The organism is Bradyrhizobium sp. Pa8, assembly GCF_052588265.1.
Genome location: NZ_CP176767.1, coordinates 429,931 through 444,952 on the forward strand (window position 1 = coordinate 429,931; position 15,022 = coordinate 444,952).

The following is a 15,022-nucleotide window of genomic DNA, read 5'->3' on the forward strand; positions in this document are numbered from 1 at the left end:
ACGGCTTGCAATTTCCGCGCATCTCTGGCGGTAAAGAGCCATGCTCTCCACCACCAGTTCCTCATTCCGCGAGGCATACCAGGCCCAGATCGCGTCCGGCGCGATCGAGCCCGATGCTGCGCAGGCCGAAATCGCCGAAGCCTATGCGGCGCTCGATCACCGGCTCGCGAATTACAAGCCGCAGCGCAAGCAGGGCCTGCTCAGTCGTCTGTTCAGCGGCGACAAGGACGAGGCGCCGCGCGGGCTCTACGTCCATGGCGAAGTCGGCCGCGGCAAGACCATGCTGATGGATCTGTTCTTCCAGCACAGTACAGTCGAGCACAAGCGCCGCGCGCATTTCCACGAGTTCATGGCGGAAGCGCATGAGCGCATCTACGATTATCGCCAGGGCATCTCGCGCGGCGAGATCGCCGATGGCGATGTCATCGCGCTGACCGCGAACGCGATCTTCGAGGAAAGCTGGCTGCTCTGCTTCGACGAATTCCACGTCACCGACATCGCGGACGCGATGATCCTCGGCCGCCTGTTCGCAAAGCTGTTCGAGCTCGGCACCGTGGTGGTCGCGACCTCCAACGTCGCGCCCGACGATCTCTACAAGGGCGGCCTGAACCGTTCATTGTTCCTGCCCTTCATCAAGCAGATCACCGACCACATGGACGTGCTGCGGCTCGATGCGCGCACGGATTTCCGCCTGGAAAAGCTTCAGGGCGTGCCGATGTGGCTGACGCCGGCCGACGGCGACGCGGACGCAGCGCTCGACCGCGCCTGGTCGAAGATGACCGGCGGCGCCAAATGCAAGTCGCGCGATATTTCGTTCAAGGGCCGCATTCTGCACGTGCCGTGCTCGGCCCATGGCGTGGCGCGGTTCGGATTTGCGGATCTCTGCGAAAAACCGCTCGGCGCGTCCGACTACCTCCGCCTCGCGCACGATTATCACACCATCCTGGTCGACCATATTCCAGTGATGGATTTTTCCCAGCGCAACGCCGCCAAGCGTTTCATCACGCTGATCGATACGCTCTATGACAATGCCGTGAAGCTGATGGCCTCGGCTGATGCCAATCCGATCTCGCTCTACCTCGCGCACGAGGGCAACGAGGCCATGGAGTTCAAGCGGACGGCGTCGCGCCTGATCGAAATGAGCTCGGAGTCCTATCTGGCGCTGCCTCACGGTCGCAAGGATTCCACCGCCAGCGGCTCCACCAAGGGCCTGGTGGAGACTTAAGTCCTATTTGCCAGCGCTGTCATTCCGGGGCGTCGTGAAGCGACGAGCCCGGAATCCATACTCCCGCTGGTGGTTGTGGATTCCGGGCTCGCGACTTTCGTCGCGCCCCGGAATGACAGGGATGCGCTTCAATATTCGCCAAGCCCGACAATTGGGCATCCACCGACTTGAACGGGGGGAGCGAAAGGGATAACCACCCGTCTCAGTTTTCCCTCCTTACGTGTCTAAAGGACAGGTTCACATGGCGCGCGACAAGATTGCTTTGATTGGCTCAGGTCAGATCGGCGGAACGCTGGCTCATCTCATTGGCCTGAAAGAACTGGGCGACGTGGTGATGTTCGACATCGCCGAGGGCGTGCCGCAGGGCAAGGCGCTCGACATCGCGCAGTCGTCGCCGGTCGACGGTTTTGACGCGCACTACACCGGCGCCAATTCGTACGAAGCCCTCGACAACGCCAAAGTCTGCATCGTCACCGCCGGCGTGCCGCGCAAGCCCGGTATGAGCCGCGACGATCTCCTCTCCATCAACCTCAAGGTCATGGAGCAGGTCGGCGCCGGCATCAAGAAATACGCCCCCGACGCTTTCGTCATCTGCATCACCAACCCGCTCGACGCGATGGTGTGGGCGCTGCAGAAGGCTTCGGGTCTGCCGCACAAGAAGGTCGTCGGCATGGCCGGCGTGCTGGATTCCTCGCGCTTCCGCTACTTCCTGGCCGACGAGTTCAACGTCTCGGTCGAGGACGTCACCGCCTTCGTGCTCGGCGGTCACGGCGACACCATGGTGCCGCTGGTGAAGTACTCCACCGTCGCCGGCATTCCGCTGCCCGACCTCGTCAAGATGGGCTGGACCTCGCAGGCGCGCCTCGACGAGATCGTCGACCGCACCCGCAACGGCGGCGCCGAGATCGTCAATCTGCTCAAGACCGGCTCGGCCTTCTACGCGCCCGCCGCTTCCGCGATCGCGATGGCCGAGAGCTATCTGCGTGACAAGAAGCGCGTGCTGCCCTCGGCCGCCTATCTGAACGGCGAATACGGCGTGAAGGACATGTATGTCGGCGTGCCCGTCGTGATCGGCGCCAAGGGCGTCGAGCGCGTCGTCGAGATCGAGCTCGCCGGCAAGGACCGCGAGGCTTTCGACAAGTCGGTCGGCGCCGTACAGGGCCTGGTCGATGCCTGCAAGAAGATCGCACCCGATCTTCTCGGCCGCTAAGCGGAAAAATCCCCGCCGAAGACCGAAATCCGGTCTTCGGCGGTTTCACTTCCGGGGCCGTCTGACCGGGCGGGCGCCCGGTTCGGCAGTCCAGAGATCTCGATGTCAAAGAATCCGGGTTGCAGTTCCTGTGGTATATGGTATGCCAGCCACAAGACTGAGGTGGGCCCAAGAGGTCACCGCCCGCGGGTTCAGGGAGCGACCATATGAATATCCATGAATATCAGGCCAAAGCGCTGCTGAACGAGTTCGGCGTCGCGATCTCCAAGGGCGTCCCCGTCCTGAAGCCCGCGGACGCGGAAGCCGCCGCCAAGGCCCTCCCGGGCCCGGTCTGGGTGGTGAAGAGCCAGATCCACGCCGGCGGCCGCGGCAAGGGCAAGTTCAAGGAAGCCTCGGCCGGCGACAAGGGCGGCGTCCGCATCGCCAAGTCGGCCGCTGAGGTCGCCGAATTCGCCAAGCAGATGCTCGGCGCCACGCTCGTGACGATCCAGACTGGCCCCGCCGGCAAGCAGGTCAATCGCCTCTACATCGAGGACGGCTCGGACATCGACAAGGAGTTCTACCTCTCGATCCTGGTCGACCGCGAGACCTCGCGCGTGTCGTTCGTGGTGTCGACCGAAGGCGGCGTCAACATCGAGGACGTCGCGCACAACACCCCCGAGAAGATCGTCACCTTCTCCGTCGATCCCGCGACCGGCATCATGGGCCATCACGGCCGCACCGTCGCCAACGCGCTCAAGCTCTCCGGCGATCTCGCCAAGCAGGCCGAGAAGCTCACCGCGCAGCTTTACGCCGCCTTCGTCGCCAAGGACATGTCGATGCTGGAGATCAACCCGCTGGTCGTGACCAAGCAGGGCCAGCTCCGCGTGCTCGACGCCAAGGTGTCGTTCGACGACAATGCGCTGTTCCGTCATCCCGAGGTGCTCGCGCTGCGCGACGAGACCGAGGAAGACGCCAAGGAAATCGAGGCGTCGAAATACGACCTCAACTACGTCACCCTCGACGGCAACATCGGCTGCATGGTCAACGGCGCCGGCCTCGCGATGGCGACGATGGACATCATCAAGCTCTACGGCATGGCGCCGGCGAACTTCCTCGACGTCGGCGGCAGCGCCAGCAAGGAGAAGGTCGCGGCCGCCTTCAAGATCATCACCGCCGATCCCAACGTGAAGGGCATCCTCGTCAACATCTTCGGTGGCATCATGAAGTGCGACGTGATCGCCGAAGGCGTCACGGCCGCCGTGCGCGAGGTCGGCCTCAGCGTGCCGCTGGTGGTTCGCCTCGAAGGTACCAATGTCGAGCTCGGCAAGAAGATCATCCGCGAATCCGGCCTGAACGTGGTGCCGGCCGACAATCTCGACGACGCCGCGCAGAAGATCGTGAAGGCCGTCAAGGGAGGCTAAGGCCATGACCCAGGACCATCTCGCCGCATCATCTCCGCTTGCAGAGCACACGCGCCTCGCCGCGTTCGCCGGCGAATGGAATGGCGAAGAGGTGGTCTTTCCGTCGCGCTGGGTCGCCGGCGGGCCGGCGACCTCGCACGTCGTCGCGCGCATGGATCTGAACGGCTTCTACCTGATCCAGGACTGTGTCCAGATGCGCGACGGCAAGCAGGCTTTCGCTACCCACGGCCTCTTCACCTACGACCGCGACGACCGGACCTACAAATTGTTCTGGTACGATTCGCTCGGCTACACGCCGCCCTCGCCCGCCTCCGGCGGCTGGGTCGGCAAGACCCTGACGCTGGTGCGCGGCTCGCTCCGCGGCAATGCGCGCCACGTCTACGAAATCATCGACGACGATTCCTACTCGTTGAAGATCCAGTTCTCGCCGGACGCGGAAGGCTGGGCCGACGTGCTCACCGGCATCTACCGCCGCATCCACTGACCTCTCACTCGTTAGTTCGCGAAAGCAGACCTCATGTCCATCCTGATCGACAAGAACACCAAGGTCATCTGCCAGGGCTTTACCGGCAAGAACGGCACCTTCCACTCGGAGGCCGCGCTTGCCTACGGCACCAAGATGGTCGGCGGCACCTCGCCGGGCAAAGGCGGCGCCACGCATCTGGGCCTGCCGGTGTTCGACACGGTGCGCGATGCGCGTGAGAAGACCGGCGCCGATGCGTCGGTGATCTACGTGCCGCCGCCGGGTGCGGCCGACGCGATCTGCGAAGCGATCGACGCGGAGATCCCGCTGATCGTCTGCATCACCGAGGGCATTCCTGTTATCGACATGGTGCGCGTGAAGCGCTCGCTAGCCGGTTCCAAGTCGCGCCTGATCGGGCCGAACTGCCCGGGCGTCATGACCGCCGGCGAGTGCAAGATCGGCATCATGCCCGCCAACATCTTCAAGACCGGCAGCGTCGGCATCGTCTCCCGCTCCGGCACGCTGACCTATGAAGCCGTGTTCCAGACCTCGCAGGAAGGCCTCGGCCAGACCACCGCGGTCGGCATCGGCGGCGACCCGGTCAAGGGCACCGAGTTCATCGACGTGCTGGAAATGCTGCTCGCCGACCCCAAGACCGAATCGATCATCATGATCGGCGAGATCGGCGGTTCCGCCGAGGAGGACGCCGCCCAGTTCCTCAAGGACGAGGCCAAGCGCGGCCGCAAGAAGCCGATGGTCGGTTTCATTGCCGGTGTCACCGCGCCTCCCGGCCGCCGCATGGGCCATGCCGGCGCGATCATCTCCGGCGGCAAGGGCGACGCCGGTTCCAAGACCGATGCGATGAAATCGGCTGGGATTACAGTGTCGCCGTCTCCCGCCCGCCTCGGCCACACGCTTGCCGAAAAGTTGAAGGGCTAATTCACTTCTTCGTACTTTTCCGGGCGAAGTTTCGTAGCAAATAGGATAAATGGTGCCTGTCGCACTGGGCCTCTGCCGGGGAGCTCAGCGCCAGCGCCGTTTGTTATGCGCGAACCGAAATCGCCAGGAACTCAAGTATGTCTCGCCAGGACGCGAACGCAGCCTTTGCCCTCTCTTCCTTTTTGCAGGGCACCAACGCCACCTACATCGACGAAATCTACGCCCGCTACGAGAAGGACCCGTCCTCGGTCGACGCCGAGTGGCAGGAGTTCTTCAAGAGCCTCAACGACCAGCCCGGCGATATCAGCAAGAACGCCGAAGGCCCGTCCTGGGAGCGCGCCAATTGGCCGCTGACACCGCAGGACGACCTCACCTCCGCCCTCGACGGCAACTGGGCCCAGGTCGAGAAGGCCGCCGGTGCCAAGATCGCTGCCAAGGTGCAGGCCCAGGCGGGCAACAAGAGCGCTGATTTCTCGTCCGCCGACGTGCTCCAGGCCACGCGCGACTCCGTCCGCGCGCTGATGCTGATTCGCTCCTACCGCATGCGCGGCCACTTCCACGCCAAGCTCGATCCGCTCGGCATCGAAGCCCCGCGCAACCGCGAAGAGCTCGACCCGCGCACCTACGGCTTCAGCGAAGCCGATTTCGACCGCAAGATCTTCCTCGATCACGTGCTGGGGCTCGAATACGCCACGCTGCGCGAGATCACCGCGATCTGCGAGCGCACCTACTGCCAGACGCTCGGCGTCGAGTTCATGCACATCAGCAACGCCGCGCAGAAGGCGTGGATCCAGGAGCGCATCGAGGGGCCGGACAAGGAAATCTCGTTCACCCGCGAAGGCCGGCGCGCGATCCTGACGAAGCTGGTCGAAGCCGAAGGCTTCGAGAAGTTCTGCGACACCAAGTTCACCGGCACCAAGCGCTTTGGCCTCGACGGCGGTGAATCGCTGATTCCCGCGCTCGAGCAGATCATCAAGCGCGGCGGCAATCTCGGCGTGAAGGAAGTCGTGCTCGGCATGCCGCATCGCGGCCGCCTCAACGTGCTGACCCAGGTGATGGGCAAGGCGCACCGCGCCCTGTTCCATGAATTCAAGGGCGGCTCGGCCAACCCCGATGCGGTCGAAGGCTCCGGCGACGTCAAATATCACCTCGGCGCCTCCTCGGACCGCGAGTTCGACGGCAACCGCATCCATCTGTCGCTGACCGCCAACCCCTCGCATCTCGAGATCGTCGATCCCGTGGTGCTCGGCAAGGTCCGCGCCAAGCAGGACCAGCACGGCGATCCGCCGGACCAGCGCATCTCGGTGATGCCGCTGCTGATGCATGGCGACGCCGCGTTCGCCGGCCAGGGCGTGGTCGCGGAATGCTTCGGCCTGTCGGACCTGAAGGGCTACCGCACCGGCGGCTCCGTGCACTTCATCGTCAACAACCAGATCGGCTTCACCACCTATCCGCGCTACTCGCGCTCCTCGCCCTATCCGTCCGACGTGGCGAAGATGATCGACGCACCGATCTTCCACGTGAACGGCGACGACCCGGAAGCCGTCGTGTTCGCGGCCAAGGTCGCAACCGAGTTCCGGCAGAAATTCCACAAGCCCGTCGTCATCGACATGTTCTGCTACCGCAGGCATGGCCATAACGAGGGCGACGAGCCGGCTTTCACCCAGCCGGTGATGTACAAGAGGATCGCCGCGCATCCGTCGACGCTCGAGCTCTACGCCCGCCGCCTGATCAGCGAAGGCGTGATGACCGAGGGCGAGGTCGATAAGGCCAAGGCCGACTGGCGCGCGCGGCTCGACGCCGAGTTCGAGGCCGGCACCTCCTACAAGCCGAACAAGGCCGACTGGCTCGACGGCAAGTGGTCCGGCTTCAAGATCGCCGACCAGGAAGAGGATGCGCGCCGCGGCGTCACCGGCGTCGACACCGCCGAGCTGAAAGAAATCGGCCGCAAGATCACCAAGGTGCCGGATGGCTTCCGCGTTCACCGCACCATCCAGCGCTTCCTCGACAACCGCGCCAAGGCAATCGACACCGGCGTCGGCATCGATTGGGCCACCGGCGAGGCACTGGCGTTCTGCACGCTGCTCAACGAGAACCACCATGTCCGCCTGTCGGGCCAGGATTCCGAGCGTGGCACCTTCTCGCAGCGCCATTCGGTCCTGATCGACCAGGAAGACGAGAGCCGCTACACGCCGTTCAACCATCTCGGTCACGAGCAGGGCCATTACGAGGTCATCAACTCGCTGCTGTCGGAAGAAGCCGTGCTCGGCTTCGAATACGGCTACTCGCTCGCCGAGCCGAACACGCTGACGCTGTGGGAAGCCCAGTTCGGCGACTTCGCCAACGGTGCGCAGGTCGTGTTCGACCAGTTCATCTCCTCGGGCGAGCGCAAATGGCTGCGCATGTCCGGCCTCGTCTGCCTCTTGCCGCACGGCTATGAGGGCCAGGGACCGGAGCACTCCTCGGCGCGTCTGGAGCGTTATCTGCAGATGTGCGCCGAAGACAACATGCAGGTGGTCTACCCGACCACGCCGGCGAACTACTTCCACGTGCTGCGCCGCCAGCTTCATCGCGAGATCCGCAAGCCGCTGATCCTGATGACGCCGAAGTCGCTGCTGCGCCACAAGCGGGCGGTGTCGCGTCTCGAGGAGCTCGCGAAGGGAACGACCTTCCACCGCATCCTCTATGATGACGCCCAGATGCTGCCGAACGAGGCGATCAAGCTCGTCCCCGACGAGAAGGTCCGCCGCATCGTGCTCTGCTCCGGCAAGGTCTATTACGACCTCTACGAGGAGCGCGAGAAGCGCGGCATCGACGACATCTACCTGATGCGCGTCGAGCAGCTTTATCCGGTGCCGCTGAAGGCGCTGGTGGCCGAGCTGTCGCGCTTCAAGAAGGCTGAAGTGGTGTGGTGCCAGGAAGAGCCCCGCAACATGGGTGCCTGGCACTTCATCGAGCCCTATCTGGAATGGGTGCTGAACCAGGTGAACGGTGCGAGCCGGCGTCCGCGTTATGTCGGCCGCGCCGCTTCCGCCGCGACCGCCACTGGTCTGATGTCCAAGCATCAGGCGCAGCTGAAGGCGTTCCTGGACGAAGCACTGAGCTAAGAAGTCTTTACACCTCGTCATGCCCCGCGCAGGCGGGGCATCCAGTATTCCGCGCCGCCCGTCGTTATCGCGACCGTCACGGCGTACTGGATCGCCCGCCTTCGCGGGCGATGACATCCGAATTATTGACCGCACCGGCGATCCCTTAAGGAAAAGACCATGACTGAAATTCGTGTGCCGACGCTCGGCGAATCCGTCACCGAGGCCACCATCGGCCGCTGGTTCAAGAAGGCCGGCGATCCCGTCGCCGTCGACGAGCCCTTGGTGGAGCTCGAGACCGACAAGGTCACCATCGAGGTCCCGGCGCCCTCCGCCGGCACGCTGAGCGAGATCGTCGCGGCCGATGGCGCAACCGTTGCGGTCGGTGCGCTGCTCGGCCAGATCACCGACGGTGCCGGTGCTGCGAAGCCCGCCGCTGCTCCCGCGAAGCCCGCCGCCGCCGCTCCGGCCGCCGTGGCTGCTGCGCCGGCGCCTAGCGCGCCGAAGGCGCCGCCGGCCGATGCGCCGCTCGCCCCGTCCGTGCGCAAGCTGTCGGCCGAGACCGGCATCGATGCCTCCACCGTCCCGGGCTCCGGCAAGGACGGCCGCGTCACCAAGGGCGACATGCTTGCCGCGATCGAGCGTGCCGCGTCCGCGCCGACCCCGGTCAACCAGCCCGCCGCCGCCGTCCAGGTCCGCGCGCCGTCGCCGGCCGATGACGCCGCCCGCGAAGAGCGCGTCAAGATGACCCGCCTGCGCCAGACCATCGCGCGCCGCCTCAAGGACGTGCAGAACACGGCGGCCATGCTGACGACCTTCAACGAGGTCGACATGACCAACGTCATGGCGCTGCGCGCCCACTACAAGGATGCGTTCGAGAAGAAGCACGGCTCGAAGCTCGGCTTCATGGGCTTCTTCACCAAGGCCGTTGTGCAGGCGCTGAAGGACATCCCGGCGGTCAACGCCGAGATCGACGGCACCGATCTGATCTACAAGAACTACTACCACATCGGCGTCGCCGTCGGCACCGACAAGGGCCTCGTCGTGCCGGTGGTGCGCGACTGCGACAACAAGTCGATCGCCGACATCGAGAAGGGCATCGCCGATTTCGGCCGCCGCGCCCGTGACGGCCAGCTCAAGATCGACGAGATGCAGGGCGGCACCTTCACCATCACCAATGGCGGCATCTACGGCTCGCTGATGTCGACCCCGATCCTGAACGCGCCGCAGTCCGGCATCCTCGGCATGCACAAGATCCAGGAGCGGCCGATGGTCGTCGCCGGCAAGATCGAGGTGCGCCCGATGATGTACCTGGCGCTGTCCTACGATCACCGCGTCATCGACGGCAAGGAAGCCGTGACCTTCCTGGTTCGCGTCAAGGAGAGCCTGGAAGATCCGGCGCGCCTGGTGCTGGATCTCTGATCCCTGAAGCTCCGCGAGCGCCGTCGCCTTTACCGTGCGACGGCGCGGGTCGAACCATGGAGGCGCGCGTGACGGATAAAGTCGTTGTCATCACCGGCGGCAGCCGCGGCATCGGGCGGGCGACCGCGATTGCGGCGGCCGCGCGCGGCTTCCGGGTCGTCGTCGGCTACGCCAGCAACAAAACGGCCGCTGACGAGGTGGTTGCCCAGATCGCGGCCAGCAACGGCAAGGCCATCGCGGTGAAATGCGATGTTGCCGAGGAAAGCGACATCATCGAGCTGTTCGAGGCTGCCGACAAGTTCGGCACGCTCGGTGCACTCGTCAACAATGGCGGCATCGTCGGCCAGAGCGGCGTGCGCGTCGACGAGATGTCGGCCGAGCGCATCCGGCGCGTGATGGCGGTCAACGTCACCGGCTCGATCCTCTGCGCGCGCGAAGCGGTGAAGCGGATGTCGACCAAGCACGGCGGCCAGGGCGGCGTCATCGTCAATCTGTCATCGGTCGCTGCCAGACTTGGTGCGCCGAATACCTATGTCGACTATGCGGCGTCCAAGGGCGCGATCGATTCCTTTACCGTTGGCCTCGGCTATGAGGTCGCAGGCGAGGGCATCCGTGTCGCGGGCATCCGCCCCGGCCTGATCGACACCGAAATCCACGCCGCCGGCGGCGAGCCCGACCGCGCCCATCGTCTGGCCCATATGGTGCCGATGAAGCGCGTCGGCACCGCCGACGAAATCGCCAATGCCATCGTCTGGCTGATGTCGGACGAGGCCTCCTACGTCACCTCAGCCATTCTCGATGTGTCCGGCGGACGCTGACGCGCCGCGCGGACGCTGACACATCCTCATCACGCTAAACTCACGGGACTTTCTCTCATGGCTACCTACGATCTCGTCGTCATCGGCACCGGACCGGGCGGTTATGTCTGCGCGGTGCGCGCCAGCCAGCTCGGCATGAAAGTCGCCGTGGTCGAAAAGAACGCCACGCTCGGCGGTACCTGCCTGAACGTCGGCTGCATGCCGTCGAAGGCGCTGCTGCACGCGTCCGAGATGTTCGAGGAAGCCGGGCACTCCTTCGCCAAGATGGGCGTGTCCGTTTCCGCGCCGAAGCTCGAGCTGCCGGCGATGATGAACTTCAAGCAGCAGGGCATCGACGGCAACGTCAAGGGCGTCGAGTTCCTGATGAAGAAGAACAAGATCGACGTGCTGAAGGGCACGGGCAAGATTCTTGGCACCGGCAAGGTCGAAGTCTCCGCCGACGGCAAGTCGCAAGTCATCGACACCAAGAACATCGTGATCGCCACCGGCTCGGACATCGCGCGCCTGAAGGGCATCGAGATCGACGAGAAGCGCATCGTGTCCTCGACCGGCGCGCTGTCGCTGGAGAAGGTGCCCGGCAGATTGCTGGTGATCGGTGCCGGCGTGATCGGGCTTGAGCTCGGCTCGGTGTGGCGCAGGCTCGGGTCCGAAGTCATGGTCGTCGAATTCCTCGATCGCATCCTGCCCGGCATGGACGGCGAGATCGCCAAGCAATTCCAGCGCATGCTGGAAAAGCAGGGATTTGCATTCAAGCTTGGTTCGAAGGTCACCGGCGTCGAAGTGAACAGCAAGGCACTGCTTGCGAAAATCGAACCGGCTGCGGGTGGCGCGGCCGAGACCATCGAGGCCGATGTCGTTCTCGTCTGCATCGGCCGCGTGCCCTACACCGATGGGCTGGGCCTGAAGGAAGCCGGTGTTGCGCTCGACAATCGCGGCCGTGTGCAGATCGATCCGCATTTCGCCACCAGCCTCAAGGGCGTCTATGCCATCGGCGACGTCGTCGCGGGTCCGATGCTCGCGCACAAGGCCGAGGATGAGGGCGTTGCGGTTGCGGAGATCATCGCAGGGCAAGCCGGCCACGTGAACTACGACGTTATCCCAGGCGTCGTGTATACCACGCCGGAAGTGTCTGCCGTCGGCAAGACCGAGGAGGAGCTGAAGCAGGCCGGCGTGGCTTATACCGTCGGAAAGTTTCCCTTTACCGCCAACGGCCGCTCCAAGGTCAACCAGACCACCGACGGCTTCGTGAAGATTCTCGCAGATGCGAAGACCGATCGCGTGCTCGGCGTGCACATTATCGGCCGTGAAGCCGGCGAAATGATCCATGAAGCCTGCGTTCTCATGGAGTTTGGCGGCAGCGCGGAAGATCTCGCGCGCACCTGCCACGCGCATCCGACCCGCTCGGAAGCCATCAAGGAAGCCGCGCTTGCGGTGGGCAAGCGGGCCATCCATATGTAGGCGACGCGCCTAGCTGAATCGGGCGGGAAACACATGCTGCGCCGCCTACTTCAACCGGTCTGGGTCTTGCTGGCGATCATCTTCCTGATCGAAGCCTGGCTGTGGGACCATCTCGAGCCGATCGTCGCGCGGGTTGTTGCAGCCATCCCGCTCGCACGCTTCAAGCAATGGCTGACCGAGCGCGTCGATGCGCTGCCGCCGGCCATGACGCTGATCGTGTTCGCGGTGCCGATCATCCCGCTGTTTCCGCTCAAGCTGATCGGCCTGTATCTGCTCACGCATGAATACTGGCTGACCGGCGTATCCACGTTTCTGTTCGCAAAGCTGCTCGGCGTCGGCGTCACCGCCTTCGTATTCGACGTGACGCGCGACAAGCTGATGGAGATGCACTGGTTCGAGCGGCTCTACGATCTCGTGATGAAGCTGCGCGCCAAGGCCGCCGAGCTGGTCGACCCGATCAAGCACCGCATCCGCGAGCTGATCGCCGGCAACGGCGAAGGCTGGTCCGCCCGTACGCTCCGCCTGATCCAGCGGTTCCGCAAGAGCGTGCACCAGGCGCGGTGATCTGCCCGCTATAGACTCACTGTCATTGCCACACATTCGATGTCATCGCCCGGCTTGACCGGGCGATCCAGTATTTCAAAGACGTCAATCGAATCCGGAGGAGCCGCGGCGTACTGGATGCCCCGGTCAAGCCGGGGCATGACACCGTCGATGTTGTTGCCCTTATGCGCCCCGCCTCAACGCCCTCAATGCAAATGCAACAGATGCGGCCACCACAGGCCGAGCGCGGTCATGAGGAGGCCGGCCAGCGTCAGGACGCCGCCGACATAAGCGAGCGCGATCATGCCGGTGATGATGGTGGCCGAGGCCAGCACGATGCCGATCTGGAAGGCGGCGGACGCCAGCTCGAAATGATGGTACTTCGCGGTCGCCTCGTCGCGTTCGTGTTCGGCGTGCTTGGCCTTCTCGGCGAGCTGCTCGGTGCCTTCGCCGGTCTCGGGCTCGGAGCGGTAGCGCGCCGCGGTCTTGGTCCAGTCGTCGATCTGCTTCTGCACCGTCGCCTTCATGGCGTCGTCGGTCGTAGCGGCCAGCGTCAGCTTGCCCTGCTCGGCCGCGGTCACGACCACGGTGCGGCGAATACTCTTGGCCTGGAAGAACGCCCAGAGATTGGCGCCCTCGACGTTCTTGCTGATCGATTCGGTCTGGGCGCCCTTGCCGAGCGTCTCCGAGATCGCCAGGAACAGCGCCAGCACGGCGATCAGCAGCGCGATCTTCTTGTTCGAGCCGGACGCGTGTTCGGCGTGCTCGGCATGCTCCATGCTTTCATGCGCGCTCATGATTCCCCCTCCTGCTGCGGCCCGCTACGATTGACCGAATGCGTTGCCGGACGCAAGCGCCAAGCCAAGCGTCAAGCCGCATTCGCGGCATCCCGTCGTCGCGATGGCCGGGGTCTATCTCACGCGCTTGGACGGATATTCGATCGCGCGGCCGAAATCTGTGCTGCTGTCATACGGCGTTACGAAAAAGCGTGGATAATGCGGCTGGAACGCCGCGCCGGCCAGGCAGGAGAGCACCAGGGGAAACGTATCGACCAGCGTCAGGTCATCGGCCGCCATGGCACGGCAGGGCCCGGGTAATCGCATCGCGTTCAGGGCGCCGAACCGTTCGTGCAGATCCTCGTCCGTCCATGCCGTCGCCGGCTTCTCGAATTGGCCGCGAAAGGCCGTGCCATGGTCCGACTGGAGCACGATCAGCGCGCCTGGATCGGCTCGCGTGATTTCATGGAGAAGCGCCAGCGTCTGTGAGTTGACGCAAGTGAGCTGCTCGATGAAGGCCGGCCGCGCCCCCGGGCGCCAGAGCTGGAGATCCGGATCGGCCGGGCGAAAGCTGCAATCCGACCGGAAACGGATCGGCGGGTGCGGCGCCAGGACATGGGCATAGAGAAAGAACGGCGCGGGCATCGCGCGGATGGTGCTCAGCTTCGCATTGAGATCGTCGACGCCGCCCCATGCGAACGGCGTCGACTGGCGGTGCTGCACGATCAGGTCGATGATCGGGGTGTTGGAGAGGATCGCGATGTCGAGCTCGTCTAGCCCCAGATGGCCGCGCACGCATCGCGGCTCGTCCGGTGCGCATTCGGTCAGATAGTCATAGCCGTTCTCGAAATGCACATAAGTGTAGCCCGCCGACTTCAGGCGAGCCACGGTACCGTTCTTGCCCCTGACGCGCGCCTGCATCTCCTGCAACGGCAGGGGTCGAAGCGTCTCGCCTTCGCCCTCAACAGGGTAGTCGAAGCCGGCCGTGCTGGAAATCGAATTGACGGTGGCCGGGAAATTGGAGCGGCTCTTACCCAGCACGGCGAAGTCCAGCCCGCGCAGCGACTGGATGAAGTCGGTGTTGTCGAAGTTGAAATCCTCGGCGAGCACGTCCTGCCGCGGATACCCGTCGAGCACGATCCAGTAGATGTTTGGCGAGAGTGCAAATCGCTCGCGCGTCCCGGTCGTATCAGAAGCAGTGGCGTGCGCGGGGGAGTCGCGCATCGCGAATGTCGCAATTCGCGCGATCGACGGCACCGCAAATGCGGCCGACAGAACCAGCGCGATCGATACAGCGGCGCGATTGCGGATCGTGCCGAGTGTCACGATGAGGCTGCCCAATGTCACCAGCACCCAGGCCAGTGGCGCCAGCTGGCCGAGATGTGCTTTCAGTTCGCGTTGGATCAGATCGATGTCGTAGGCGAAGAAGACGAACATCATCAATCCCGATGCAAGCAGGATGCGCCAGAGCGGCAGCCTCCGCAGCAGGATCTTGAGGCCGGCGGCCAGCATGGCCGTGATCGCCAATGTGCCGGCGGCATAGTGCAGCACCCGCGAGGGGCCGGCGAGCGCCGTGATGTTCCCGGCGTCGAAATCGAGCAAGGCCAACGTCGACAGGATCGCGGCCGCGAGCAGCGATCGCAGGAGAAGCCAGTGATCGTCCTGAGGGCGCATCGTGG

12 protein-coding genes are annotated in these 15,022 nt (G+C 64.5%); 10 read left to right on the forward strand and 2 right to left on the reverse strand.

What is annotated here, in order from left to right; all coding sequences use genetic code 11:
• The first annotated feature begins 40 nt into the window (after positions 1–40).
• From zapE to ACKWRH_RS02055, 10 genes are all read left to right on the forward strand, one after another.
• Entirely contained in the window at positions 41–1,225 is a 1,185-nt protein-coding gene (gene zapE / locus ACKWRH_RS02010) for a cell division protein ZapE (protein ID WP_445219112.1), read from the forward strand.
• A gap of 241 nt (positions 1,226–1,466) precedes the next feature.
• Complete coding sequence (gene mdh / locus ACKWRH_RS02015; protein ID WP_028150483.1) at positions 1,467–2,435, forward strand: malate dehydrogenase; 969 nt, start codon at positions 1,467–1,469, stop codon at positions 2,433–2,435.
• Positions 2,436–2,641: 206 nt separating this feature from the next.
• Positions 2,642–3,838 carry an ADP-forming succinate--CoA ligase subunit beta gene (gene sucC / locus ACKWRH_RS02020; RefSeq protein ID WP_445219113.1) on the forward strand — a complete coding sequence of 399 codons (1,197 nt, stop codon included), beginning with the start codon at positions 2,642–2,644 and terminating at the stop codon, positions 3,836–3,838.
• Positions 3,839–3,842: 4 nt separating this feature from the next.
• Complete coding sequence (locus ACKWRH_RS02025) at positions 3,843–4,322, forward strand: DUF1579 family protein (RefSeq protein WP_354241455.1); 480 nt, start codon at positions 3,843–3,845, stop codon at positions 4,320–4,322.
• A gap of 33 nt (positions 4,323–4,355) precedes the next feature.
• On the forward strand, positions 4,356–5,240 hold the full coding sequence (gene sucD / locus ACKWRH_RS02030; RefSeq protein ID WP_445219114.1) for a succinate--CoA ligase subunit alpha: 885 nt from the start codon (positions 4,356–4,358) through the stop codon (positions 5,238–5,240).
• A gap of 137 nt (positions 5,241–5,377) precedes the next feature.
• Positions 5,378–8,347 carry a 2-oxoglutarate dehydrogenase E1 component gene (locus ACKWRH_RS02035; protein ID WP_445219115.1) on the forward strand — a complete coding sequence of 990 codons (2,970 nt, stop codon included), beginning with the start codon at positions 5,378–5,380 and terminating at the stop codon, positions 8,345–8,347.
• 159 nt (positions 8,348–8,506) lie between these two features.
• On the forward strand, positions 8,507–9,748 hold the full coding sequence (gene odhB, locus ACKWRH_RS02040) for a 2-oxoglutarate dehydrogenase complex dihydrolipoyllysine-residue succinyltransferase (protein ID WP_445219116.1): 1,242 nt from the start codon (positions 8,507–8,509) through the stop codon (positions 9,746–9,748).
• Between the two features lie 56 nt (positions 9,749–9,804).
• Complete coding sequence (locus ACKWRH_RS02045) at positions 9,805–10,566, forward strand: SDR family oxidoreductase (protein WP_445219117.1); 762 nt, start codon at positions 9,805–9,807, stop codon at positions 10,564–10,566.
• 57 nt (positions 10,567–10,623) lie between these two features.
• A complete protein-coding gene (lpdA, locus tag ACKWRH_RS02050; protein ID WP_445219118.1) occupies positions 10,624–12,024 on the forward strand; it encodes a dihydrolipoyl dehydrogenase in 1,401 nt (466 codons plus the stop codon).
• 33 nt (positions 12,025–12,057) lie between these two features.
• Positions 12,058–12,588, forward strand: coding sequence for a hypothetical protein (locus ACKWRH_RS02055; RefSeq protein ID WP_014490615.1), 531 nt, complete (start codon positions 12,058–12,060; stop codon positions 12,586–12,588).
• Between the two features lie 185 nt (positions 12,589–12,773).
• On the opposite strand, the gene ACKWRH_RS02060 is transcribed toward ACKWRH_RS02055, so the two are convergent.
• Entirely contained in the window at positions 12,774–13,364 is a 591-nt protein-coding gene (locus tag ACKWRH_RS02060) for a DUF4337 domain-containing protein (protein WP_445219119.1), read from the reverse strand.
• Positions 13,365–13,478: 114 nt separating this feature from the next.
• Positions 13,479–15,017, reverse strand: a complete 1,539-nt coding sequence (locus ACKWRH_RS02065; protein ID WP_445219120.1) for a sulfatase — start codon at positions 15,015–15,017, stop codon at positions 13,479–13,481.
• Positions 15,018–15,022: the final 5 nt, after the last annotated feature.

Coding starts and splice junctions, on each gene's coding strand:
- odhB (WP_445219116.1), top strand. CDS start 8,507: ATGACTGAAATTCGTGTGCCGACGCTCGGCGAATCCGTCACCGAGGCC.
- ACKWRH_RS02035 (WP_445219115.1), top strand. CDS start 5,378: ATGTCTCGCCAGGACGCGAACGCAGCCTTTGCCCTCTCTTCCTTTTTG.
- ACKWRH_RS02025 (WP_354241455.1), top strand. CDS start 3,843: ATGACCCAGGACCATCTCGCCGCATCATCTCCGCTTGCAGAGCACACG.
- lpdA (WP_445219118.1), top strand. CDS start 10,624: ATGGCTACCTACGATCTCGTCGTCATCGGCACCGGACCGGGCGGTTAT.
- sucD (WP_445219114.1), top strand. CDS start 4,356: ATGTCCATCCTGATCGACAAGAACACCAAGGTCATCTGCCAGGGCTTT.
- zapE (WP_445219112.1), top strand. CDS start 41: ATGCTCTCCACCACCAGTTCCTCATTCCGCGAGGCATACCAGGCCCAG.
- mdh (WP_028150483.1), top strand. CDS start 1,467: ATGGCGCGCGACAAGATTGCTTTGATTGGCTCAGGTCAGATCGGCGGA.
- ACKWRH_RS02060 (WP_445219119.1), bottom strand. CDS start 13,364: ATGAGCGCGCATGAAAGCATGGAGCATGCCGAGCACGCCGAACACGCG.
- ACKWRH_RS02045 (WP_445219117.1), top strand. CDS start 9,805: ATGGAGGCGCGCGTGACGGATAAAGTCGTTGTCATCACCGGCGGCAGC.
- ACKWRH_RS02055 (WP_014490615.1), top strand. CDS start 12,058: ATGCTGCGCCGCCTACTTCAACCGGTCTGGGTCTTGCTGGCGATCATC.
- sucC (WP_445219113.1), top strand. CDS start 2,642: ATGAATATCCATGAATATCAGGCCAAAGCGCTGCTGAACGAGTTCGGC.
- ACKWRH_RS02065 (WP_445219120.1), bottom strand. CDS start 15,017: ATGCGCCCTCAGGACGATCACTGGCTTCTCCTGCGATCGCTGCTCGCG.